21 protein-coding genes and 1 tRNA gene are annotated in these 22,732 nt (G+C 69.6%); 4 read left to right on the forward strand and 18 right to left on the reverse strand.

Going from position 1 to position 22,732, the window contains the following annotated elements; genetic code table 11:
• Positions 1-116: 116 nt before the first annotated feature.
• Both CURTO8I2_RS04710 and CURTO8I2_RS04715 read left to right on the forward strand, forming a co-directional pair.
• Complete coding sequence (locus CURTO8I2_RS04710; protein WP_159679101.1) at positions 117-1,766, forward strand: acetolactate synthase large subunit; 1,650 nt, start codon at positions 117-119, stop codon at positions 1,764-1,766.
• A 39-nt stretch (positions 1,767-1,805) separates the two neighbouring features.
• Positions 1,806-3,272, forward strand: coding sequence for an aldehyde dehydrogenase family protein (locus CURTO8I2_RS04715; protein ID WP_159679103.1), 1,467 nt, complete (start codon positions 1,806-1,808; stop codon positions 3,270-3,272).
• 17 nt (positions 3,273-3,289) lie between these two features.
• Here the strand turns inward: CURTO8I2_RS04715 and CURTO8I2_RS04720 are convergent, their stop codons facing one another.
• The 13 genes from CURTO8I2_RS04720 to CURTO8I2_RS04780 all read right to left on the reverse strand — a co-directional run bounded on the left by CURTO8I2_RS04720 (position 3,290) and on the right by CURTO8I2_RS04780 (position 14,476).
• The gene (locus tag CURTO8I2_RS04720; RefSeq protein WP_159679104.1) at positions 3,290-5,221 is read right to left on the reverse strand and encodes a GGDEF domain-containing protein; all 1,932 of its coding nucleotides are present in this window, start codon (positions 5,219-5,221) and stop codon (positions 3,290-3,292) included.
• On the reverse strand, positions 5,175-5,405 hold the full coding sequence (locus CURTO8I2_RS04725; RefSeq protein ID WP_159679106.1) for a hypothetical protein: 231 nt from the start codon (positions 5,403-5,405) through the stop codon (positions 5,175-5,177). The genes CURTO8I2_RS04720 and CURTO8I2_RS04725 overlap by 47 nt, the downstream gene beginning before the upstream one ends.
• 57 nt (positions 5,406-5,462) lie before the next feature.
• Complete coding sequence (locus tag CURTO8I2_RS04730) at positions 5,463-6,242, reverse strand: SAM-dependent methyltransferase (RefSeq protein WP_201295477.1); 780 nt, start codon at positions 6,240-6,242, stop codon at positions 5,463-5,465.
• A gap of 29 nt (positions 6,243-6,271) precedes the next feature.
• On the reverse strand, positions 6,272-6,835 hold the full coding sequence (locus CURTO8I2_RS04735; RefSeq protein WP_159679107.1) for a GNAT family N-acetyltransferase: 564 nt from the start codon (positions 6,833-6,835) through the stop codon (positions 6,272-6,274).
• 158 nt (positions 6,836-6,993) lie between these two features.
• The gene (hisIE, locus tag CURTO8I2_RS04740; protein WP_159679109.1) at positions 6,994-7,629 is read right to left on the reverse strand and encodes a bifunctional phosphoribosyl-AMP cyclohydrolase/phosphoribosyl-ATP diphosphatase HisIE; all 636 of its coding nucleotides are present in this window, start codon (positions 7,627-7,629) and stop codon (positions 6,994-6,996) included.
• Complete coding sequence (hisF, locus tag CURTO8I2_RS04745; RefSeq protein WP_159679111.1) at positions 7,626-8,399, reverse strand: imidazole glycerol phosphate synthase subunit HisF; 774 nt, start codon at positions 8,397-8,399, stop codon at positions 7,626-7,628. Before hisF ends, hisIE begins: the two co-directional genes overlap by 4 nt.
• Positions 8,393-9,127 (reverse strand): 1-(5-phosphoribosyl)-5-[(5-phosphoribosylamino)methylideneamino]imidazole-4-carboxamide isomerase, encoded by a 735-nt coding sequence (gene hisA / locus CURTO8I2_RS04750; protein WP_159679113.1) that lies wholly within the window; start codon positions 9,125-9,127, stop codon positions 8,393-8,395. Before hisA ends, hisF begins: the two co-directional genes overlap by 7 nt.
• 3 nt (positions 9,128-9,130) lie before the next feature.
• Positions 9,131-9,733 carry an imidazole glycerol phosphate synthase subunit HisH gene (gene hisH, locus CURTO8I2_RS04755; RefSeq protein ID WP_159679114.1) on the reverse strand — a complete coding sequence of 201 codons (603 nt, stop codon included), beginning with the start codon at positions 9,731-9,733 and terminating at the stop codon, positions 9,131-9,133.
• A complete protein-coding gene (gene hisB / locus CURTO8I2_RS04760; RefSeq protein ID WP_159679116.1) occupies positions 9,730-10,815 on the reverse strand; it encodes a bifunctional histidinol-phosphatase/imidazoleglycerol-phosphate dehydratase HisB in 1,086 nt (361 codons plus the stop codon). Before hisB ends, hisH begins: the two co-directional genes overlap by 4 nt.
• Positions 10,812-11,894, reverse strand: a complete 1,083-nt coding sequence (hisC, locus tag CURTO8I2_RS04765) for a histidinol-phosphate transaminase (protein WP_159679118.1) — start codon at positions 11,892-11,894, stop codon at positions 10,812-10,814. Before hisC ends, hisB begins: the two co-directional genes overlap by 4 nt.
• Entirely contained in the window at positions 11,891-13,231 is a 1,341-nt protein-coding gene (gene hisD / locus CURTO8I2_RS04770; protein WP_159679120.1) for a histidinol dehydrogenase, read from the reverse strand. The genes hisC and hisD overlap by 4 nt, the downstream gene beginning before the upstream one ends.
• On the reverse strand, positions 13,228-14,142 hold the full coding sequence (gene hisG, locus CURTO8I2_RS04775; protein ID WP_159679122.1) for an ATP phosphoribosyltransferase: 915 nt from the start codon (positions 14,140-14,142) through the stop codon (positions 13,228-13,230). The genes hisD and hisG overlap by 4 nt, the downstream gene beginning before the upstream one ends.
• 10 nt (positions 14,143-14,152) lie before the next feature.
• On the reverse strand, positions 14,153-14,476 hold the full coding sequence (locus CURTO8I2_RS04780; RefSeq protein ID WP_159679124.1) for a YerC/YecD family TrpR-related protein: 324 nt from the start codon (positions 14,474-14,476) through the stop codon (positions 14,153-14,155).
• A gap of 231 nt (positions 14,477-14,707) precedes the next feature.
• Between CURTO8I2_RS04780 and CURTO8I2_RS04785 the strand changes: the two genes are divergently transcribed.
• Complete coding sequence (locus CURTO8I2_RS04785; protein WP_159679126.1) at positions 14,708-15,031, forward strand: tetratricopeptide repeat protein; 324 nt, start codon at positions 14,708-14,710, stop codon at positions 15,029-15,031.
• A gap of 164 nt (positions 15,032-15,195) precedes the next feature.
• On the opposite strand, the gene CURTO8I2_RS04790 is transcribed toward CURTO8I2_RS04785, so the two are convergent.
• The 5 genes from CURTO8I2_RS04790 to cydD all read right to left on the reverse strand — a co-directional run bounded on the left by CURTO8I2_RS04790 (position 15,196) and on the right by cydD (position 22,429).
• A complete protein-coding gene (locus tag CURTO8I2_RS04790) occupies positions 15,196-15,558 on the reverse strand; it encodes a hypothetical protein (RefSeq protein ID WP_159679128.1) in 363 nt (120 codons plus the stop codon).
• Positions 15,555-17,471 (reverse strand): aromatic amino acid lyase, encoded by a 1,917-nt coding sequence (locus CURTO8I2_RS04795; RefSeq protein WP_159679130.1) that lies wholly within the window; start codon positions 17,469-17,471, stop codon positions 15,555-15,557. Before CURTO8I2_RS04795 ends, CURTO8I2_RS04790 begins: the two co-directional genes overlap by 4 nt.
• 53 nt (positions 17,472-17,524) lie before the next feature.
• The gene (hisS, locus tag CURTO8I2_RS04800) at positions 17,525-18,895 is read right to left on the reverse strand and encodes a histidine--tRNA ligase (RefSeq protein WP_159679132.1); all 1,371 of its coding nucleotides are present in this window, start codon (positions 18,893-18,895) and stop codon (positions 17,525-17,527) included.
• A gap of 127 nt (positions 18,896-19,022) precedes the next feature.
• The gene (gene cydC / locus CURTO8I2_RS04805; protein ID WP_255475800.1) at positions 19,023-20,696 is read right to left on the reverse strand and encodes a thiol reductant ABC exporter subunit CydC; all 1,674 of its coding nucleotides are present in this window, start codon (positions 20,694-20,696) and stop codon (positions 19,023-19,025) included.
• A gap of 20 nt (positions 20,697-20,716) precedes the next feature.
• Positions 20,717-22,429 (reverse strand): thiol reductant ABC exporter subunit CydD, encoded by a 1,713-nt coding sequence (cydD, locus tag CURTO8I2_RS04810; RefSeq protein ID WP_159679136.1) that lies wholly within the window; start codon positions 22,427-22,429, stop codon positions 20,717-20,719.
• Between the two features lie 196 nt (positions 22,430-22,625).
• Here cydD and CURTO8I2_RS04815 point away from each other — a divergent pair.
• Positions 22,626-22,702: transfer RNA gene (locus tag CURTO8I2_RS04815), tRNA-Pro, on the forward strand.
• Positions 22,703-22,732: the final 30 nt, after the last annotated feature.

Below are 22,732 nucleotides of genomic sequence, written 5' to 3' on the forward strand. Positions count from 1 at the left end.
ACCCTGCCCGGCTGGCGTTCCGGCTGCAGCAAACGCAGTGTTCCGACGCATCTCGCCCGCCGCTCACGCCGCCGCTGTCATGCTGGGCGCCCACGTCACGACGGAGTTCCCGCACGATGACCAAGGCGTCCGACCTGTTCGTCCAGGCGCTCGAAGCCGAGGGCGTGACCCACGTCTTCGGCATTCCCGGCGAGGAAAATCTCGACCTGCTCGAATCCCTGCGCGCATCCGACATCGCGCTCGTCCTCACCCGTCACGAACAGGCCGCCGGCTTCATGGCCGCGACCTACGGCCGCCTGACCGGCAACGCCGGCGTCTGCCTGTCGACGCTCGGCCCCGGCGCGACCAATCTGGTCACGCCCGCCGCCTACGCGCAGCTCGGGGCGATGCCGATGCTGATGATCACCGGGCAGAAGCCGATCCGCACCAGCAAGCAGGGGCATTTCCAGATCGTCGACGTTGTCGACATGATGCGGCCGCTGACCAAGTCGACCCACCAGCTGGTGTCCGCCGACGCCATCCCCGCGCGCGTGCGCGATGCGTTCCAGCGCGCGGAAGAGGAACGCCCGGGCGCGACCCATCTCGAACTGCCGCAGGACATCGCCGGCGACGATACCGATGCGGGCCTGCTGCCGGCGCCCTACACCCGTCGGCCGCTGGCCGAGCACAAGGCGATCGCGCACGCGGCAGATGCGATCCGTAGCGCCAAGCATCCGCTGTTGATGCTCGGCGCCGGCGCCAACCGCAAGACCACGGCGCGGATGCTGCGCGCCTTCGTCGACCGCCTCGGCATTCCGTTCTTCAGCACCCAGATGGGCAAGGGCGTGCTCGACGAGACGCATCCGCTGTGGCTGGGCACCGCCGCGCTCTCGGACAAGGATTTCGTGCACCGCGCGATCGACGCGGCCGACTGCATCGTCAACATCGGCCACGACGTCATCGAGAAGCCGCCGTTCTTCATGCGCGGCGGCCGGCGCACGGTGATCCACGTGAACTACGAAAGTGCCGTGGTCGACCAGGTCTATTTCCCGCAGATCGAGGTCGTCGGCGACATCGCCAACACCGTCTGGCAGCTGGCCGAAGCGCTGGATGCGCCGCAGCCGCACTGGGACTTCGCGTTCTTCGACCGCGTGCGGACGGCGCTGTGCGAGAACATTGCGGCGCTGGCGGGCGACGACCGTTTCCCCGTGCACGGCCCGCACCTGGTCAAGACCCTGCGCGACGCGCTCGACCCGCACGACATCGTCTGTCTCGACAACGGTCTCTACAAACTGTGGTTCGCGCGCAACGACCGCTGCCGTGAGCCCAATACGCTGCTGCTCGACAACGCGCTGGCGACGATGGGCGCGGGCCTGCCGTCGGCCATCGCCGCCAAGCTGGTGCACGGCGATCGCAGGATCGTCGCGGTCTGCGGCGACGGCGGCTTCATGATGAATTCGCAGGAGCTCGAGACCGCGGTGCGGCTCGGACTCGATCTCGTGGTCATCGTGTTGCGCGACGATGCGTACGGCATGATCAAGTGGAAGCAGCAGCACGAGGATTACCCGGTCTACGGCATGGACTACGGCAATCCCGATTTCGTGCGTTACGCGCAGAGCTACGGCGCGCGGGGCCATCGTCCGGACAGCGCCGCCGCGTTCGCCGGCATCCTGCGGACCGCGCTGGAGACCCCGGGCGTCGACCTGATCGATCTCGCCATCGACTACAGCGATGACGACGTCCTGCTCAATACCGACATTCCCGCCCGCAGCGCCGCGATCGACTGATCCGCGCGCGCCCCTGTATTTCCTTTCCGGAGTGCCCCCATGGCCAAGCAGAAGACCGCCCGCAAGCCCACCGGCCTTGCCCGCAGCTATCCCTATTACCTTGCCAATGCCGCAGTGGCCGCGAACACCGATCTCGAGGTACGCGACAAGTACAGTGGGCAGGTCGCCACGCGCGTGGCGATGGGCGACGCCGCGGCGATCCGCAAGGCGATCGTCGCCGCGCACAAGGCGCGCGGGCCGATGGCCGATTTCCCGCCCGACAAGCGCCGCGACGTGCTCGAACACTGCGTGCGCCGCTTCGAAGAACGCTTCGACGAACTCGCGCTCGCGCTGTGCATCGAGGCCGGCAAGCCGATCAAGGATGCCCGCGGTGAAGTCACCCGCCTGATCGACACCTTCCGCATCGCGGCCGGCGAAGCCACGCGCAGCGAAGGCGAGACGATCGAATTGCAGATCTCGGAACGCACGCGCGGCTACCGCGGCATGGTCAAGCGTGTCCCGATCGGCGTCTGCAGTCTCATCACGCCGTTCAACTTTCCGCTCAACCTGGTGGCGCACAAGGTGGCGCCGGCGATCGCGGCGGGCTGCCCGTTCGTGCTCAAGCCGGCGGCGAAGACCCCGGTCGGCGCGCTGATCATCGGCGAGATCCTGGCCGAAACCGACCTGCCCAAGGGCGCGTTTTCGGTGATTCCCTGCAGCAATGAGGACGCCGCGGCACTGACCGAGGACGAGCGCATCGCGCTGCTGAGTTTCACCGGCGGCCTGGTCGGCTGGGACCTCAAGGCGCGCGCCGGCAAGAAGAAGGTCGTGCTGGAACTCGGCGGCAACGCGGCCTGCATCGTCGACGAGGATCCTGGCCTGCCGCTGGACAAGGTGGTCGAACGCCTCGTGTTCGGCGCGTATTACCAGTCCGGCCAGAGCTGCATCGGCGTGCAGCGCATCTACGCGCATCGCAGTGTGCATGAAGCCCTGCGTCGCAAGCTGAAGAAGGCGATCGGCGCGCTGCGCAGTGGCGACCCGCGCGACGAAGATACTTTCGTCGGCCCGGTCATCGACAGCGACGCGGCCGACCGGATCGAGTCCTGGATCGACGCCGCGCGCAAGGGCGGCGCCAAGGTCATCGCCGGCAGCAAGCGCGAGGGCAACATCATTCCCGCGACGCTGCTCGAGAAGGTGCCGCGCGATGCCGACCTGCAACGCAAGGAAGTGTTCGGCCCGGTGGCACTGCTGGAGCCGGTCGACAGTTTCGACGAGGCGATCGCACGGGTGAACGACAGCGACTTCGGCCTGCAGGCCGGCGTCTTCACCGGCAACCTCACCCATGCGATGCGCGCCTGGGACCGGATCGAAGCCGGCGGCGTCGTGGTCGGCGACGTACCGAGCTTCCGCGTCGACAACATGCCCTACGGCGGGATCAAGGATTCGGGCTGCGGCCGCGAAGGCGTGAAGTACGCGATCCGCGACATGACCGAAGAACGCCTGCTGGTGATCCGCGATCCGGCCTGAGGCGGGTTGCTGCCCCCTCAGGCGATGGCGCGATCGGCGTCGGCGTCGCGGCTCCGTCCGGCTGCGACATCGATGGCATCGATCGCGCCCCCGCGCAATGCACTGCGCAGCAGATCGATCGGGGCCGGCGGCGTCGAGGACGTATCCGTGTCCATCCCTGCCTCGAACACGCGGGTCTGCCGGCGCCCGCCCCGCTTTGCGGCGTACATGGCCTGGTCGGCCTGGCGCATCAACGTGGCAAGGCTGTAGTCCGCGGTTTCCACCGACGCCACGCCAAAGCTGGCTGCAATGCGGAACGCATAGCCTTCCGCTTCAGTATCGATCGCGCCGAAGCGCGCCTGCGCATCGCCGGCCAGACGGATCGCCGCCGTCGCGTCCAGTCCCGGCAGGAACAGCGCGAACTCTTCACCGCCCAACCTTCCGAACGCATCGACGTCACGGCACAGCGGACGCACGGCCTCGGCCACGCGCTGCAGCGCCCAGTCACCCGCGGCGTGCCCGTAGCGGTCGTTGACCTGCTTGAAGTGGTCGAGATCGAACATCACCAGCACCGCAGGCTCCGCATCCCGCGCGCATTGCACGAGCGCGCGGGCAGCGCGTTCGGAAAAATGCTGCCGGTTGCAGATGCCGGTCAGCGCGTCGGTCTCGGTCATGCGCTTGAGCCGCACCTGCAGCCGCTTGGTCTTGTAGGCCCAGTAACCCACCGATGCCAGCCCGGCGATGAGCACCAGCGCCAACAACAGCCAGTTCTGCGCGCGCTGCTCGGTGACGCGCTTCTGCAGCTCCAGCACCTCGTTTTTCTGCCGCAGCAACTCGATCTGCTGCGCCTGCTGCAACGACTGGTGGCGCACGACCTGATAGGCCATTTCGCGCGACTTTACGTCGTTGAAGTGCGCGCGCTCGGCTTCGGCATACAGCCTGTAGGCGGACAGCGCGGATGCCAGGTCATTGCCCTGCAGTGCAAGCAGGTACTGCACATGGTGTGCCTTGACGATCGCCTCAGCCGACATCGCCTCCGTGCTGATCGACAGCGCCCTATCGGCGTGCATCCGCGCGGCCGCCGGCCCGCCGGCCTTCATCGACAACTCCGCCAACGCGGCGTGGTACTGGGCGATAATGAAGGGGTAGCCGGTCGCTTCCACTTCCGGCAGATACTGCGTCAACAGCGCGATCGCTTCGCCTACCCGATCCTGCGCCTCCATCTGGCGCGCGTGATGCCAGCGCACGAAGGCCGCGATGATCGGCTCTCCATCACACGCCTCCGCACCGTTCCGCGCCATGTCATCGGCAAACCTTTCCTTGAGGCCATTCCGGGCCTCTAGCGTTACGCTCGCGATTGCGCACCGTGTTCGCGCCGAGGGCTGATCGTTGGAGACGACAGCGGTGTGGCGGAGCGCCAATCCATACTCACCCACCTGGTTGTAGACGATAGCGGCGACCATCAGTCCACGGTGCCGGAGATCTTTTTCCTGGATGCTCTCCGCAAGCGGGAGCATGACATCCAACGCCCGCAACGCATCTTCGAACTGCCGAAGTACCGCGTGGGTGTTCGCCAGCATGGAGGCGGCGACGAAACGTGTTCCCGGATCTGACGAACTCGCCAGAATCTGCCTGAGTTCTGAAACGGCCGCTTCCGACTTCCCGGAGGTCATCGCACGATGAACCCTGAGCATTCGAATCCGGCTAGCCTGGTCCGGCGTGGCCTGTGCGAGCAATCCATCCAGCTCGTCGAGCAGCAAGTCGACCCGCTGCGGATCCGATGTCCGCAGCGAGTCAGCTTCTTCGATCATTGAGTCCAGCGACGGACTCGCGTGCAGAACGCTGGTCGACGCGAAAGCACATGCGAGCCAGGCCACGCACGCCCAACGTCGAACCGTCGCCTGCGCGCGAGTCGAGTTCGGCTTATGCGTCGCTGGCTTCGTGATCATCCTGATCTTGCCCGTGGTCATCGTTCTGATCGGGACGATCCTGCTGCGGCTCGGACTCGCCACCATCGGGCGTCATGATGACGCAGGCCATAACTTGGTTCCGTGCGGCTTCCCGGCTCAAAGCCAGGAGCACACCCTGATCTCCATCGAATGCGAAAAACGTGTCTTCACCCGCAGCTTCCAGCTGAGCAACAACGTCCAACATGACTTCCCCTTCCTGTTCGCTGACTTGCGATTCTTCTTGAGGCAGATCCGGGTGAGTTCAGCCGTCAGGAAAAAGACGTCTCCACATCACCTCATCCCGCACCATCGCCCGCCCCGGCGGCACCACGAGCGTGGTGTGCTGGCGCAGTTTGGCGTCGACAAGCCCCCTGAGCGGCACCCGCTCCACCCGGGGCCGCGCGACCGCGAGCGTAGCAGCTTCATAGAGCGTCACGACATGGTCCAGGGGGTAGTCCTCCGACAGACGGTCGACCAGCAGCGCCCGCTCGGCGGCCGTATTGCTGAAACGGCCTGTGTCGCGGATTCCGGCCACCCCTACCTGCCACAGCACCAGCCAGGCGGACGGGTCGATGATCCGGCGGTAGAACATGAACTGGCTGGCCTCGTAGTGCTGGCAGCCGACGTCGCCCGGGTCGACGCCCAGGTCCGCGTACAGGCAGTCCTCGGCCGAGATGCCCGGCTCCATCACGGCCTGGAAGCCCTCGGCGCGGGCCGCGGCGATCGCCCGGTGCGGCACGCAGGCGAACACGCCCGGATGGCCGTAGAACGCACCGCAGACCTCGCGGCCGGCGCGCACTTCGGTCAGCATCGCCTCGACCATGTCGGCGTAGGTGCGGTGGCGTGAGCGGCCCTCGCGGTAGAACGGCTGCAGGCTGCGCGCATCGGCGTTCATGCGCATCACCCACTGCTCCACCAGCGGATCGGAGACCGCGACGAAGACCACGTCCGCCGTTTCGATGTGCCGCCGTGCGCGTGGCCCCAGATGCGCGCCGAGCATCATGCCGACGCCCACGCAGGCCAGCCTCCCCTTGCGCTCCATTCCGATTTTCCCCTGTGCGAGCGCGGAATCTAGTCGCCAGGCGGGGCGTTCACAAGCGCGCGCCACGTCCGGCGATCCAGACGCCAGCGCTGCCAGCCGACGGCGGGCGCCCCCGGTACGAAACCCAGACGCTGCATCAGACCCACGGCCGCCGCATGGCCCACGCGATGCCGGGTCCACAACGCCTCGAACGCGTCCGCGCCGAGGACGGCATCACGCAGATGCCCGAGCGCCGCGGTCGCGACGCCCCGTGCCTGCGCAGCCGGAGGCAACAGCAGGCCGGTCTCGGCGGTGCGCCCATCGACATCGGGGACCAGCGACAGCAGCCCCTGCGCGCCTGATGCCGTGTCGAGCCGCCAGTAACGCGCCACGGGCGGATTCGCCCGCATCTGCCACTGCGCAGCCGCGAACGCGCGGTTCGCGGCCTCGCGATCGAGCACCGGCGCGACATGTCGCATCGTCTCCGGATCGCCGTACAGAGCCGCGAACAGCTCGACGTCCCGGTCGGCCAGCAGCGTGGCGCGCGCGTGGGCGGTCTCGAAATCGTCAGGCCAGCCCTGCGGCGCGGCGGCCAGTGCGGCGCCGGCGCTCATGCCGCGGTGGCGTCCAGTGCAGACCATGCCCCTGCCCGCCCGCAACGCGAGACGTTCCGGTCATGGGGCTTCGGAACGACGTCGTCGTTCGGCCTGTGGGCGACGGAACAGGTCATCGAGGGTCTGGATTCGCTCGATGCCGCACCCGGCTCCGCGCCTCAGCTGCCCCGCGCCGTCAGCACACGCTCGACGTCGGCCAGCGACAGCCCGCGCGCGCGCAGCAGGACGATCAGGTGGTACAGCAGGTCGGCGCCTTCGCCCAGCAGGTCCTCGTCGGTCTGCACCAGCGCGGCGAGCGCGGTTTCGACGCCTTCCTCGCCGACCTTCTGCGCGATGCGGCGGATGCCCCCGTCGAACAGCCGGGTCGTGTAGCTGCCCTCGGGGCGCTCGCGCTCGCGGGTCTCGATCAGCGCGTCGAGTTCGGCGAGCACGCCGGCTGGTGCGGTCGGGAAACAGCTCGGTCGCTGCAGGTGGCAGGTGGGACCGCGCGGCGTCGCCAGCACCAGCAGCGTGTCCGCGTCGCAATCCATCTCCATCGACACCAGTTCCAGAACGTGGCCGGACTGCTCGCCCTTGGTCCACAGGCGCTGCTTGCTGCGGCTGAAGAACGTCACCTCGCCGCGGCGCAGGGTTTCGGCGAACGCGTCGCGGTCCATGTAGCCGAGCATCAGCACGCGCAGCGTGGCGGCGTCCTGCACGATGGCAGGCAGCAGGCCATCGCCCTTGGACCAGTCGAGCGCCTCGGCCTCGGGCGCGATGGCGATGGCGGGGGTGTCGTCCTGCGGCTGGGTCATTGGAGTCGCATGTCGATGGCCTGGTCGGCCAGTTCGCGCTTGAGCGCAGGGATGGCGATGCGGCCGCTGTGGAACACGCTGGCCGCGAGCGCGCCGTCGACATCGGCCTCGATGAAGGCGGCGGCGAAGTGTACCGGCGCACCGGCCCCGCCAGAAGCGATCAGCGGTACCGGACACACCGCGCGCGCGGCCTGCAACTGGGCGATGTCGTAGCCCGTCCGCACACCATCGTTGTCCATGCAATTGAGGACGATCTCGCCGGCGCCCAGACGCACGGCCTCGGCGATCCAGTCGAGCGTGCGGATCGGCAGTTCGCGGGTGCGGTCGGGATCGCCGGTGTAGCTGCGCACCCGCCATTCGCCGTCCACCTCGCGGATCGAATCAATGCCGACGACGACGCACTGCACGCCGAAGGCCTCCGCAAGCTCGGAAATCAGTGAGGGGCGTTCCAGCGCCGGCGTGTTGACCGAGATCTTGTCGGCGCCGGCGTGCAGCACCGCGCGCGCGGTCTCGACATCGCGGATGCCGCCGGCGACGCAGAACGGAATGTCGATCAGCCGCGACACGCGTTCCACCCAGCCGCGGTCGACCGACCGACCCTGCGGGCTGGCCGAGATGTCGTAGAACACCAGCTCGTCGGCGCCCGCATCGCGATAGCGCAGTGCGAGATCGACGATGTCGCCCATGTCGACGTGATCGCGGAACCGCACGCCCTTGACCACACGGCCCTCGCGCACGTCGAGGCAGGGAATGATGCGGCGGCTCAGCATGCCAGTGCCTCGGCGACGCCCAGGCGGCCTTCGAGCAGGGCGCGGCCGAGCACGATGCCGCCGCAGCCCTGCGCCTTGGCCGCACGCACGTCGGCGAGTTCGCGCACGCCGCCCGATGCCTGCACCTCCAGCGTCGGCACTAGCGCCTTGAGGTGCGCATAGAGATCGAGATTCGGGCCGGACAGCATGCCGTCGCGGGCGATATCGGTGCTCAGCAGATGGCGCAGGCCGCCCTGCGCATAACGCACTGCGAGCACGTCGAGCGTGGCGTCGGCGGTTTCGGTCCAGCCGTGTACCGGGAGATGCCAGACGCCATCACGGCCCTGGCGGGTGTCGAGCGCGACGGTGACGTGCTCCGCGCCGAAGGTCTCGATCCACTGCAGCACGCGTGCGGGCTCGCGCACGGCCAGCGACCCGACCACGACGCGCTCGGCGCCCGCGTCGAGAATGCGGCGCACGTCGTCCTCGGTGCGCACGCCGCCGCCGGTCTGCACGCGCAGCCCGGTATCGGCGCGGATGCGCGCCAGCAGCGGCGCGAGCGTGTAGCCGCCTTCGCGCGCAGCGTCGAGATCGACCAGATGCAGCCACTCGGCGCCGGCCTCGGCATAGGCTTCGATCTGCGCCAGCGGATCGTCGCCGTAGCGGGTTTCCTGCGCGTAATCGCCCTGCGCCAGGCGCACGACGCGGCCATGGCGGATGTCGATCGCGGGATAGACGGTGAATGCCATGACTCAGGCCTCGAACGCGGGGGAAATAAAATTGCGCAGCACGCGCGCGCCGACGGCGGCCGAGCGCTCGGGATGGAACTGGGTACCGGCAATGCGGCCGCGACGCACCGCAGCGGCGAACGCCTCGCCGTGATCGCCGGCCAGCACGCAGTCACCGGTGACCGGCGCGGCGAAGCTGTGGACGAAATAGGCCTGGGCGCCGTCGACGCCTTCGACCAGCGGGTCGGGACGCGTGGCCCGCAGGGTGCTCCAGCCCATGTGCGGCACGCGCAGACCGGCGCCGCCGCGCAGGCGAGACACGCGACCCGGCAGCAGGCCGAGACCGGCGACGTCGCCCTCCTCCGAGGATTCGAACAGCAGCTGCATGCCGACGCAGATGCCGAGCAGCGGCCGCTCCAGCGTCCGCAGGACCTCGACCAGATCGAGCTGCTGCAGCCGCGCCATCACCTGCGCCGCCGTGCCGACGCCGGGCAGGATCACCCGATCGGCAGCGCGGATGCTGGCCGCGTCGGTGACCAGCGGCGCTTCGATGTCGAGACGCTCGAAGGCGTAGCGCACCGAGCCGGTGTTGGCGCCACCGGCGTCGACGATGACGACGCGCATCACAACGTCCCCTTCGTACTCGGCAACGCATCCCCGCTGCGCCGCACCGCCTGGCCCAGCGCGCGCGCAAAGACCTTGAAGCAGGCTTCGACCTTGTGGTGATCGTTGTCGCCCTCGACCCTGAGGTTGAGGTTCAACGCCGCCGAGTCGCAGATCGACCGGAAGAAATGCTCGACCAGCTCGGTCGGCATGTCGCCGACGCGTTCGCGCACGAAACTGCCATTGAAGACGAGATACGGCCGGCCGCCGAAATCGAGTGCCGCACTCGCCAGGGTCTCGTCCATCGGCAAGGTGAAGCCGTAGCGCGCGATGCCGCGCTTGTCGCCGAGCGCGTCGCGCAGCGCCTGGCCCAGCGCGATGCCGGTGTCCTCGATCGTGTGGTGCTCGTCGATCTGCAGGTCGCCTTGCGCCTGCACCACCAGCGAAATGCCGGCGTGCTTGCCGATCTGGTCGAGCATGTGATCGAAGAACGGCAGGCCGGTCGACACGCGTGCATCGGTCGCGGCGTCGAGATCGAGTTCGACGCGGATGCGGGTCTCCTTCGTATTGCGGACCACGGTCGCGCGACGCGGCGCATCGCAGAGTGCGTGCGCGATGCCGGCCCAGTCCCATTCGCCGCCGAACTGCGCGGTGCGCAGCTTGAAGCCGCGGATGCCGAGATTGTCGGCGAACTGGATGTCGGTATCGCGGTCGCCGACCATCGCGGAATTGTCGAGATCGATGCCGCGATCACGCAGGTAGTGCATCACCAGACCGAGCGCCGGCTTGCGTGTCGGTGCGTTGTCGGCCGGCCAGCTGCGGTCGACCAGCACTTCGCGGAACACGATGCCCTGGCTTTCGAAGATGCCCAGCATCAGGTCGTTGGGGCCGTCGAACGTCGCCTGCGGATAGCCCTCGGTGCCGAGGCCATCCTGGTTGGTGACGATGACGAACTCGAAGCCGGCATCGCGCAGCCGCAGCATCGCCGGGATCACGCCGGGCACGAAGCGCAGCTTCTCGAAGGCATCGATCTGGAAATCCGCCGGCTCCTCGATCAGGGTGCCGTCGCGGTCGACGAACAGGATCTTCTTGCCGCGCGCACTCATGCCGCGATCTCCAAAGCTTGCAGGGCGGACAGCACGCGCGCGTTCTGCGCAGGCGTGCCCAGACTAATGCGCAGCGCGTCGCCCAGCTGCGGCGCGGCGCGCTGGTCGCGCACGACGATGCCGGCCGACAGCAGCGCAGCGAACGCACGATCCGCATCGGTGAAGCGGACCAGCAGGTAATTGCCGGCCGACGGATAGACCTGGCGCACGCCCGGCGTGGTCGCGAGCGCGGCGCCGAGCGCCTCGCGCTCGGCGATGGTCTCAATGACACGTGCCTGCGTGAGCGGGAGCGCCTCCGGCGACAGACCGGCCAACGCGAGATCGGCGCAGGGCGTCGGCACCGGATACGGCGCCTGGCAACGGCGCAGCACCGCGATCAGATCGGAGTGGCCGATCGCCACGCCGATACGCGCAGCCGCGAGCGCATGCGCCTTCGACAACGTGCGCAAGACGACGAGATTGTCGTGGGTCGCAAGCAAGGTCGTGGCCGAGGCCGCGCCGGCGAATTCGATGTAGGCCTCGTCGACGACGACGACCGCACGGCCCGCCAGCGCATCGGCAAGACTGGTCACGTCGGACAGCGGCACCAGACCGCCGGTCGGATTCGACGGCGAGCAGAGGAACACGAGCCGGGCCGAACGCGCGAGCGCCGCGGTGCGAACCGCTTCGACATCGACCGTGAATCCATCGATGCCATCGACCAGCGGCACTTCGACAAAATCGGCGCCCTGCAACCGCGCGCTGACCGCGTACATGCCGAACACCGGCGGCGTCGCCAGCACGGCGTCCCGGCCGGGGACGCACAACGCGCGCACCAGCAGATCGATCGCCTCGTCGCTGCCGCGGCCGATCAGCAGCTGCTCGACCTCGACGCCATACACCTCGGCCAGCCGCGCCTGCAGCTCGGGCGGCTGCGGCGAGGGATAGCGCCGGCAACGCCCGCCGGCATCGCCGGGATTCGCCAGTGGCGCCTCGTTGGCGTTGAGCCAGACGTCCCCTTCGAGCCGCTGCGTGCGCGCCGACGCATAGCCGGCGAAATCACGCAGGTCCTCGCGGACCAGATCGCGCACGCTGCTCATGCCGCCGCCTTCGCGATCCGGAGCGCGACCGCGTTCGCGTGGGCGTCGAGGCCTTCGGCGCGCGCCATCGTCACCGCATCGGGACCGATCGCGCGGATGCCGGCGGCATTCGCCGACTGCACGCTGACCGTGTTCTGGAAGCTCGACACGCTGACCCCACTCCAGGCCCGCGCCGCGCCGCCGGTCGGCAGGACGTGGTTGGTGCCGCTGCAGTAATCGCCGAGCGCTTCGGGCGTCCAGTCGCCGAGGAACACCGATCCGGCGACCTCGACGCGATCGAGCCAGTCGCGCGGCGCGCGCAGCGCGAGGATCAGGTGTTCGGGCGCGTAGCGGTTGCTGATGTCGAACGCGGTGTCGAGCGTATCCACCCGCAGCAGCCGCGAGCGCGCCATCGCCTGGCGCGCGATCGCCGCGCGCGGCAGCGCCGCCAGTTGCGTGGAGAGTTCCGCGCGGACTTTTTCCAGCAACGCATCGTCGTCGGACAGCAGCAGCACCTGCGAATCCGGACCGTGTTCGGCCTGCGACAGCAGATCGGCGGCGACGAACGCGGCGTCCGCACCGCCGTCGGCGATCACCAGCACTTCCGACGGACCGGCCGGCATGTCGATCGCGACGGTGCCGCCCTGCGCGACCTGCTGCTTGGCCTCGGTGACGAAGCTGTTGCCGGGGCCGAACAACTTGTCGCAGGCGGGCACGCACGCGGTACCGAATGCCATCGCCGCGATCGCCTGCGCACCGCCCAGCTTGAACACGCGGTGCACGCCGGTGAGCCTGGCGGCCACCAGCACCGCCGGATCGGCGCTGCCGTCAGGACGCGGCGGCGTGCACAGCACCACCTCGCGACACCGGGCCAGCCGCGACGGCACGCCGAGCATCAGCGCGGTCGACGGCAGCGGCGCGGTCCCGGCCGGCACATACAGGCCGACGCGCGGGATCGGACGCACGATGCGCGCGCAATTGACGCCCTCGGCGGTATCGACGTTGTAGCCGGCGGTCATGCCGGCCGCGTGGAACCGCTCGATGCGCGCGGCGGCATTGACCATGGCCCGACGCAGCTCGGCGGGTACCGCGGCCTCGGCGGCGGCGAATTCCTCGGCGCCGACCTCGAAGTCGTCCAGGTCCACGCGGTCGAAGCGTTCGGTCAGTTCGCGCACGGCCTCGTCGCCCCGTGCGCGCACGTCGTCGAGGATGTCGGCAACCGCGCTGCGCGTCCGCGTCGCCACGGTCTGCGTGGGCCGGCGCAGCAGCTCGGTGCGCGCATCGGCGTCGGCATCGCACCAGTCGACGATCGCGGGCAGCGCGTCGTCGAGGGGCGTCGTCTCGATCTGCGGGTTCATGCCAGCATCCGCTCCACCGGCAGCACCATCACACCGGCCGCGCCGGCCTGCTTGAGCGCCTCGAGACGCGGCCAGGTCATCTCACCGTGGCAGAGCACCTGCAGCGCGACGCGATCGCTGCCGTCGACCTGCAGCAGCGTCGGCGCCTCGGCGTCGGGCAACAGCTTGAGCAGTGCATCCACGCCGTCGCGGCGCGACTGGAACATCACCAGCCGGCTGTCGCGCAGCCGCAGCACGCCGTCGAGACGGCGCAGCAGCAGCGACGCGAGTTCACCGCGGACATCCGCGAATGGCGTCACCGGGCCGGCCAGCACCGCCTCGCTGGTCATCAGCGTGACCGCGGGCTTGAGCTGGTTCGCGGTCAGCGTGGCGCCGCTCGACACCAGATCGCAGATCACATCGGCCTGTCCGAGGCGCGGCGCGATCTCGACCGAACCCGACAGGTTGACGATGGTCGCGTCCACGCCGTTCGCATCCAGCCATTGCTGCAGCAGGCTGGGATAGCTGGTGGCGATGCGGCTGCCCTGCAGCTGCGCCGGTCCGGTCCATTCGGTGGATTCGGGAATCGCGATGTCGAGCCGGCACCCGCCGAAGCCGAGGCTGCGCACCGCCTTCGACACCTGCGGCTGGCCACGCAGTGCGCGATCGGCGCCGACCTCGTCGAGCACGTTGCGGCCGACGATGCCGTAGTCGCAGACGCCATCGGCGAGCAGGCCGGGAATGTCGTCGTCGCGCACCAGCAGCAGGTCGACCGGCAGGGTCTCGCCGTAGCAGAACAGCTTGTCGCGGCTTTCGCGCCAGGACAGACCGCAGGACGCCAGCAGGCCACGCGCCGGCTCGCTCAGGCGACCGGACTTCTGGATGGCGATACGCAGGCGATCGCGCGTGGCGCCGCCGTTCACAGGACTCATGGGGGTGACCTCAGTGGGATTCGTTGGTGCGAGACACGCGGCGCGCCGCAATGGCGTAGCCGCCGGCGCCGCGATCGAGCGTGCGGGCCACGCGGCCGACGGTCGTGACGCTGACGCCGGTGCGGTCGTGGATCTCGCGATACGGCATGCCCTGCTGCAGCAGCGGGACCACGCGCCAGCGATCGACCAGCGCTTCCAGCTCGGCCGGCGTGCACAGGTCGTCGAGAAAACGCGCGACCTCGTCGGCCGACTTCAGCTGCGCGAACGCACGCGCCAGCGCCGTCAGCGAGGCGCTGGCTTCATGGTCCGGCAGGGGTTCGGGGCGTTGCTTCACGTGCGTCGGTAAACGTATCAATGTAATAGCGTGCTAGTACATTACGCCGATTCGTCGCGAAGTCAACCGATCTGCGGGCCTCGTACACCTTGCGTTGCGATACCGTGGTCCCGGCGCAGGCGGCCCCGGCGGATCGCGCCGCCTGCGCGCTGCGCCGCATCGCAGCGTTCTACCTGGAGCGCCCGCGGATCCGCGACCATCCACTGCCGAACCTCCGCACCCAGGTGACCCATGCGCGAACGCTTGCAGGCGCTGCTCGATGCGGGACGCGACGATGCGCTGTTGCGCTTCGGGCTCGGCAACGCCTGCCTGCAGGCGGACGAGCCGGACGCGGCGGCGACGCATCTGCAGGCGGCGACGCGGCACGACCCGGACTACTCGGCGGCGTGGAAGCTGCTGGGCAAGGCGTTGCTGGCGTGCGGGCGCGTAGACGAAGCGGACGCCGCTTGGCGCGCGGGACTCGAGGCGGCGGCGCGGCGCGGCGACGTGCAGTCGGCGAAGGAGATGACGGTCTTCCTGCGACGGATCGAGCGCGGCCGGCAGGCGGGCGCCTAGGCGGAGCAGGCCACACCACCGGACAGCCGCAACGGGTGCGTCCTGAGCTGCCCACCCCGGGATCGCGTCGGGACGTTCTGAAGGCACGCGCTTGCGCGCGGTGGGACTTGCCCGAAACGCACCTTCGCGCGTGGGCGCGCGCCTGCGGCAGTGCCGGACGGTCGCTAGTCGGCGCGTCTGCGCGCCTGCATCACCATCCAGGCCAGGGCGACGCCGCACAGCGCACCCACCGACGACATGAACACCCGCGCGGCGAGGAAGTTCGGGTCGTGGATCTTCTGCAGCGCGATCCGCGCATAGACCGGCGATTCGAGTTTGACCACGCCCATGTAGAACAGATGCCAGGCGTCGATGCCGGTCGCGATTGCCAAAGCGACGAGACTGCCCCAGCCGATCGCATGCCCGTGCGCCCAGCGGCTGCGTGCGCCGATCCAATGGAACACGAGGTAACACATCGCGCCGACGAGCAGCGCGATCAGCGCCGCCTCCAGCACGCCCAGCCAGCCGAAGTGCAGCGGCAGGTTCAAGCCGTCTTGCCCGGAGCCTGCACGCGCCAGCGCGGCAGCACACCGAGCAGCGCACCGTTGGAGACGAGCTTCACCGCGGCGGCGACTTCGCCGTCGAGGGCGCGATCGCGATCGAGGAAGGGGATCGCCTGGCGCACGATCGCGTGCGCGGCAGCGACGATCTCACCGGGATGGAACGGCTCGCAGGCCGCGAGCTCGGCGCGCAGCGCTTCCACTTCGTCGACGAAAGCGCCGCGGGTCGGGCGATCGGACGCCGGACCGCCCTGCACCTTTGCCGCCAGCGCTTCGGCATCGCCGCGCCGCGCCAGATCGCGCGCGGCGTTGATCATGTCCACGCGCAGGTCCAGCGCCTGCGCGGCGGTGTAGAGCTCGAGCGCCAGCACCTTGCCCAGATCGTCGGCCATCGACAGCACGTGGCGTGCTTCGTTGGTGCCCATCGACACGTGGTCTTCGGCGTTCGCGCTCGTCGGGATCGAATACACGCTGGCCGGATGCGCGCGCGTGGCGAGATCGTTGACGATCGCCGCCGCGGTGTACTGCACGATCATGTAACCCGACTCGGTCGCGTCCTCGTTGCCGATCAGGAAGCCCGGCAGACCGTCGTTCGTCGACGGATCAACCAGCTTGTTGAGACGGCGCTCGGAAATCGACGCCAGCACGGGAATCGCCGCCTTGACGTAACTCATCGCCAGCGCGAGCGGCATGCCGTGGAAGTGACCGGCGGAAATCACCTTCTCCTCGACGTGCTCGGCCTCGCGGTCCGGGAACACCAGCGGATTGTCCGTGACCGCGTTGAGTTCGATCTCGAACACGCGCTTGGCCTGCTCCACCGCGTCACGCACGGCGCCGTGCACCTGCGGAATGCAGCGAAGCGAATAGCTGTCCTGCGGCTGGTGCTTCTTGCCGCCGCGGAACGGGCGGAAGCGCGTGTAGAACTTCTCGCGGCCGTGGCGCTGGTCGCTCGGCACCCAGTCCCAGCCGATGTCGAAGCGCAGTGCCTGCGCCTCGGGAGTGTCCCAGCTGGACGGCAGCCACGGACGGAAGCGCGGCACGAGGTGATAGGGAATGTCGGCGAGTGTCGAACCCGTGAGCAGCTCGCGCAGATGCGCGGCCACCTCGACCTGGCCCGGATGCGGGCGCAGAGCATGCACGTCCGGGTCGAACGCGCCGAGACGACCGGCGAAGGCGTCGATGGTCATCGCCGCGGCGAGATCGGCGGTGTCGAGCAAGGCGTCGAGCTTCTGCAGCGCGAGCACGCCGGTGGCGAGCATCTGCGCGGTGCCGTTGTTGAGCGCCAGGCCTTCCTTGTACGACAGCGTGACCGGCGCAAGACCCGCGCGCTTCAGCGCCTCGGCGCCCGGCATCCGCTCGCCGTCGAGATAAGCTTCGCCGCCGCCCAGCAGCACGATCGCCAGATGCGACAACGGCGCGAGATCGCCGGATGCACCGACCGAACCCAGCGCCGGCACCACCGGCACGATGCCCGAATTGAGCAGCGCGGCCAGTGCCTGCAGTGTCTGCACACGAATACCCGAATGACCCTTGAGCAGCGTGTTGATGCGGATGCACAGCATCGCGCGGACCACGTCCGCGGACAGCGGCTCGCCGACGCAGACCGCGTGCGTCACGATCAGATTGACCTGCAGTTCCTCGTGCAGCGAACGGTTCGACGGCGTCGCGCCCGGCAGGTCGTCGCGCAGCGGACGCGCACCGAGCAGGCGGTCGGCGTTGCTGCCGAAACCGGTCGACACACCGTAGATCGGCTCCTCGCGGCGCACCTGCTCGGCGAGGAAGTCTGCAGCGCGGGCGACGCCTTCCAGCGCACCGTCGTCGAGCGCGACCGGCGCGCCGTGCGCAACCATGACCAGCTGCGCGCGTGTCAGCGAGCGGCCGTCGAGGCGAATGGATTTCATGGGGCGTCTCCCTCCCGGAGCACGAACGCGGCGCGGCGCGCCGCGGTGGACCTTTACGGCATCGACCGCGCCTGCTCGCGCTCGACCAGCAGCGTACGCGGCAGATCGTCGTCGGCGACCTCGAACTGTTCGCCGCGGCGCAGATCCTTGACCGCGACCACGCCCTTGGCGGCTTCGTCCTCGCCGCGGATCACGACGAAACGGATGCCGGCGCGATCGGCGTACTGCATCTGCTTGGCGAGCTTGCGCGGCTCCAGCTGGGTTTCGACATTGAGGCCGCTGCTGCGCAGGCGCTGCGACAGCGCGAGCGCGTCGGGCAGCGAGGCGTCGTCGAGCAAGGTGACCAGCACGTCGACCGAACTGTCGGCGGTCGTGATGAGCCCCGCTTCGCGCAGCTGCCAGAACAGCCGCGTCAGGCCGATCGAGATGCCGACGCCCGGCAGCTTCGACTTGGTGTAGTGGCTGGCGAGGTTGTCGTAGCGGCCACCCGAGCAGATCGAACCGATCTGCGGGTGCGCATCGAGGATCGTCTCGTAGACCATGCCGGTGTAGTAGTCGAGACCGCGCGCGATCGACAGGTTCAGCGCGTAGCGCGATTCCGGCACGCCGAGCGCGCGCAGCTGGCCCAGCAGGTCGCGCAGTTCGTTGCGGCCTTCCTCGAACAGATCGGTGCCGGCGCCGAGCGCATCGAGCTTCGCCAGCGCATCGTCGTGGCCGGTCGAGCGCACGCGCGAGAACGCGAGCAGACGCTCGGCGACCTCGTCGGACAGACCGAATTCCTCGCCGGTCAGCGTCGCGCGCACCGCGTCCTCACCGCGCTTGTCGAGCTTGTCGATCTCGCGCAGCACGGTCATCTGCCGCGCGTCGTCGATGCCCTGCCCTTCAAAATAGCCGCGCAGCAGCTTGCGGTGGTTGAGCTGGATCGTGAACTCGCCGATGTCGAGCGCGGCGAACACCGCGCTGATCACCGCCGGCACTTCGGCGTCGTAACGCGGCGACAGCGAATCCTTGCCGATCACGTCGATGTCGCACTGGTAGAACTCGCGGAAGCGGCCGCGCTGCGCGCGCTCGCCGCGGTAGACGCGTTGCATCTGGTAGCGGCGGAACGGGAACGCGAGGTCGTGCTCGTGCTCGGCGACGTAGCGCGCCAGCGGCACGGTCAGGTCGAAGCGCAGCGCGAGTTCCGGCAGGCCCTCGGACTGCTTCTCGAGTGCGCCGGTGGACTGCACGAAATACACCTGGCGCTCGGTCTCGCCACCCGACTTGGTCAGCAGCGTCTCCGACAGCTCGAACACCGGCGTCTCGATCGGCAGGAACCCGAAGCCCTCGAACGTGCGGCGGATCGTGTCCAGCATGCGCTGGAAGGCGATCTGGTCGCGCGGCAACAGTTCCATGACGCCGGGCGGGGTCCGGGGCTTGATCATGCGGGCAGGCTCTTCGGTGATGCGGATGGAGACGGACATTCTAATGCGTCCCCTCCGCGACAGCATTCCGCCCTGCGGACGCGCGATCCGGCCGTTCCGGGAGCGCGCCAGCGCGCGCAAGCGCGGCCTACACGGATGCGTGCGTGCCGCGATCGTCGTGCAGGCGGCCCGCGCGCAACCACAGATGCCGGTCGACTAGGCCGGGCGGCAGTGCGCCGTGGGTGATCAGCAGCAGGCTGCGCCCGGCCAGCAGTGCGGGCAGTTCGCGCAGCAGGGCGTCGGCGGTGTCGTGGTCGAGGCCTTCGGTGGGCTCGTCGAGCACCACCAGCGGCGCCTGTCGCAGCAGCGCGCGCGCCAGTGCGAGACGCCGTGCCTGGCCGGCCGACATCGTCACACCCGACTCGCCGACCCAGGCATCCAGCCCGCCGATCCGCTCGGCCCAGCCCTTGAGCCGCACCTGCGCGAGCATCGCCCACAGCGTGACGTCGTCGGCATCGGGCGCGCCGAACACCAGGTTGTCGCGCACGCGCCCGGCGAACACCGGCGCGTTCTGCGGCAGCCAGGCCAGACGCGCATACCAGTCCGCCTGCGCCAGCGCGCGCAGGTCGATGCCCGCCCAGGTCACCTGCCCGGCCTGCGCCTCGGCGCTCCGCAGCAGCAGCGCGGTCAACGTGGACTTGCCGGCGCCGCTGTCACCACTGATCGCGATGCGCTCGCCGGGTGCGATCGTCAGATCGAGACCCCGCAATACCGGACGCCCGTCGTCGGCCCATGCAAAGGTCACGTCCTCGAAGCGCAGCGCGCCATGCGCCGGTACCGCGAGCGGCTGCGCGGGGTCGCCCACCGCCGGCCGTGCACCGGCCACCGCGTCGAGACGCGCGATCGACGCGCGCGCGGCCAGCAGCGCCTGCCACGCGAGGCCGGCACCGGCCCAGGCCTCGAACAGGCCGATCGCGATGAAGAAGATCGCCGCGGCCTGCGCCGCCGGCAGCACGCCGGCAGTGAATCCGTTCGCGATGCTCCACAGGAGCCCGAGCAGGCCGATCGCGGCAAGCCCGCCGTGCAGCGCCTGCGCATCGGCCAGCCGGCGACGGCGTACGCGCTCGAGTGCGGCGACGTCGTCCGCCTCGGCCTTCACGCGCGACAGCCACCCCGTGGTCGCGTCGAGCGCGGCCAGATCGGCGCGGCCTTCGTAGAGTTCGTGCAGGCGTGCGCGCAACGCCGCGCGGCGTTGTGCCCGCTGCGTCTCCTCGGCGCTCCGTCGCCAGGCCACGCAGCCGGGTACGACGATCGCGAGCATGGCGGCGACCAGCGCCAGCCATGCCGCGCTCGGCGGATGCAGCCAGGCGACGATGCCCAGACCGAACCCACCGACGCCGAGCAACGCCAGCAGCGGCCCGGTCGCACGCAGCAGCAGGCCATCGACGGCATCGATGTCGTCGAGCAGGCGCGCGAGCAGATCGCCGGTGCGCAGGCGGCCGAGCTGCGCCGGGCTCAGGCGCAGCGCACGGGCGAAGAACCAGCTGCGCAGATCGCGCGCGATGCGCAGCATCGCATCGTGGCCGGACAGCTTTTCGAGATAGCGCGAGACGATGCGCGCCAGCGTCAGCCCGCGGATGCCGGCCGACGGGGTGAAGAAATTGAAGCTGCCGAGCACGCCGTACGTCAGCGCCGCACCGGTCAGGAATGCGCCGGACACGCCGAGCAGTCCGACGCCCGCGAGCAGCGTCAGCAGCATCAGTGCCACCGCGAGCAGCACGCCGCGGCGATGCCCGCGCAGCAGCGCGCGCGTGGACGGGATGCGGGTGAGGTCCCCGCCACTCACGGCGCGACCTCCGCCGGTGTCGGCACCTGCCACTGCGCACCGGCCCAGGCCATCACCGCAGTGCTGTGGGTCGCGATGATGACGGTGCATACGCCGGACACGGCCGCCAGCGCGGCGAGCAGGTCGGCCTCCGTATCGGGATCGAGGAACGCGGTGGGCTCGTCGAGCAGCAGCACCTGCGGCCGCAGCAGCAGCGCGCGCGCCAGGGCCACGCGGCGCGCTTCGCCGCCGGACAGGCCGAAGCCGCGCTCCCCGATCACCGTGTCCATGCCGTCGGGCAACTGCGACACGAAGCGCGTCACCTGCGCCACGCGCGCGGCCTCGGCGACTTCGGCATCGCTGGCGTCGGGCGCGCCGATGCGCAGGTTGTCGGCGATGCTGCCGTGGAACAGCCACGGTCGCTGTCCGGCGAGTGCGATGCGCGTGCCGGGCGCGATGTCGATGCGGCCGGCTTCCGGCGTCAACCAGCCGGCGATCGCATCGAGCAGCGTGCTCTTGCCCGACCCGCTGGGGCCGACGAGGGCAAGGCGCGCGCCGGCCGGAACCTGCAGCGAGATGCCGCACAGCGCGGGCGTGCCGGCGCCCGGGTGGCGAAGCGTGGCGTTGGAGATGTGCACCGCCACCGGGGCTTGCACACTGCCGGGGCGACGGCGTGTGCCGCCTGCTCGCGCAGGACACCGTGCGTCGGTCGCGAGATCAGGCAGTCCATCGCACGCCGCCTCGATCTCCGCCGCCGCCGCCAGCGCATTCGCGCGGTCGTGGTAGTGCGCGGCCAAGCGGCGCATCGGCGCGTAGAACTCCGGCGCGAGCAGCAGGCAGAACAGGCCCGTCGACAGCGGCAGGGGCACACCGCGCAGATCGAGCATGCCCAGGTAGGTGAAGCCGAAATACACCGCGACCAGCGCCACGCTGACCGAGGCGAAGAACTCCAGGACCGCCGATGACAGGAACGCGATCCGCAGCACCCGCATGCTGCGCACGCGGATGGTCTCCGTCGCCTCGCCGACCTGCGCGCGTTCGGCGTCACCGCGGCCGTAGACGCGGATCAGGTCCAGCCCGCGCAGGCGGTCGGTGAAATGCGCACCCGCGCGCGCGAGTGCGGCCAGCTGGCGGCGACCGGCGGTTTCGGCGCCCTTGCCGATCAGCATCATGAACACCGGCGCCAGCGGCGCGGTCAGCAACAGCACCAGTCCGACGATCCAGTCGGCGGCGAACACCGCGACGAGGATCGCGCCCGGCACCCACATGATGTCGGTCCGCGCGACGAGATAGCCGCTGTAGTACCCGGCGGTGGCGTCGACATGGCCGGTCGACAGCGCGACCAGCGCGCCGCTGCGGCGACCGCGCAACCACACCGGTCCGCGCGCGGCCACGGCGCCCGCCAGCCCTGCGCGCATCCGCGCCAGCACCGATTCGACGACATCCGCCTGCAGCCGCTGTCCCGCCCAGACCAGCGCGGTGCGCGCGAGCAGCGTGGCGGCCAGCAGCATCAGCGGCGCGTGCAGCGCGTCGAGCCCGGCGCGCGCGAACAGCAAGGCGTCCAGCGCCCAGGCGATCGCAGCGGCCTGTGGAATCCACAGCCAGCCGGCCAGCACCTGACAGGCGCAGGCGCGGCGGTGACGGTCGCGCCACGGCGCCAGCTGCGCATCGAGCCACGCGCCCCGCCGGCGTCGCGCCTCCAGCGGGGAATCTGGCAGGGGCGTCGTCATGCGGATATGGTCATGCGGGAAGGGACATGCAGGCTCCGGACCGCGGACACCGCACACCGGCATCGCGAGACGCCAGTATCGCAGTCCGCCGCGTCCGGAACGCCGCTGTCATCGCCGAACCCGCGCGGACACAAATTCTCTTCACGAAGTGCTTGCCCTCCCCGCGGGTGCATCAGTAGAATGCGCGGCTCACCTTCGGGGTGTAGCTCAGTCTGGTAGAGCGCTACGTTCGGGACGTAGAGGTCGCAGGTTCGAATCCTGTCTCCCCGACCATCCGCAGAGATGCGGTAGGTGAACTCGAAA

This window comes from Luteimonas sp. 9C, from assembly GCF_902506295.1.
In the GTDB taxonomy this organism is placed as follows: Bacteria; Pseudomonadota; Gammaproteobacteria; order Xanthomonadales; family Xanthomonadaceae; genus Luteimonas.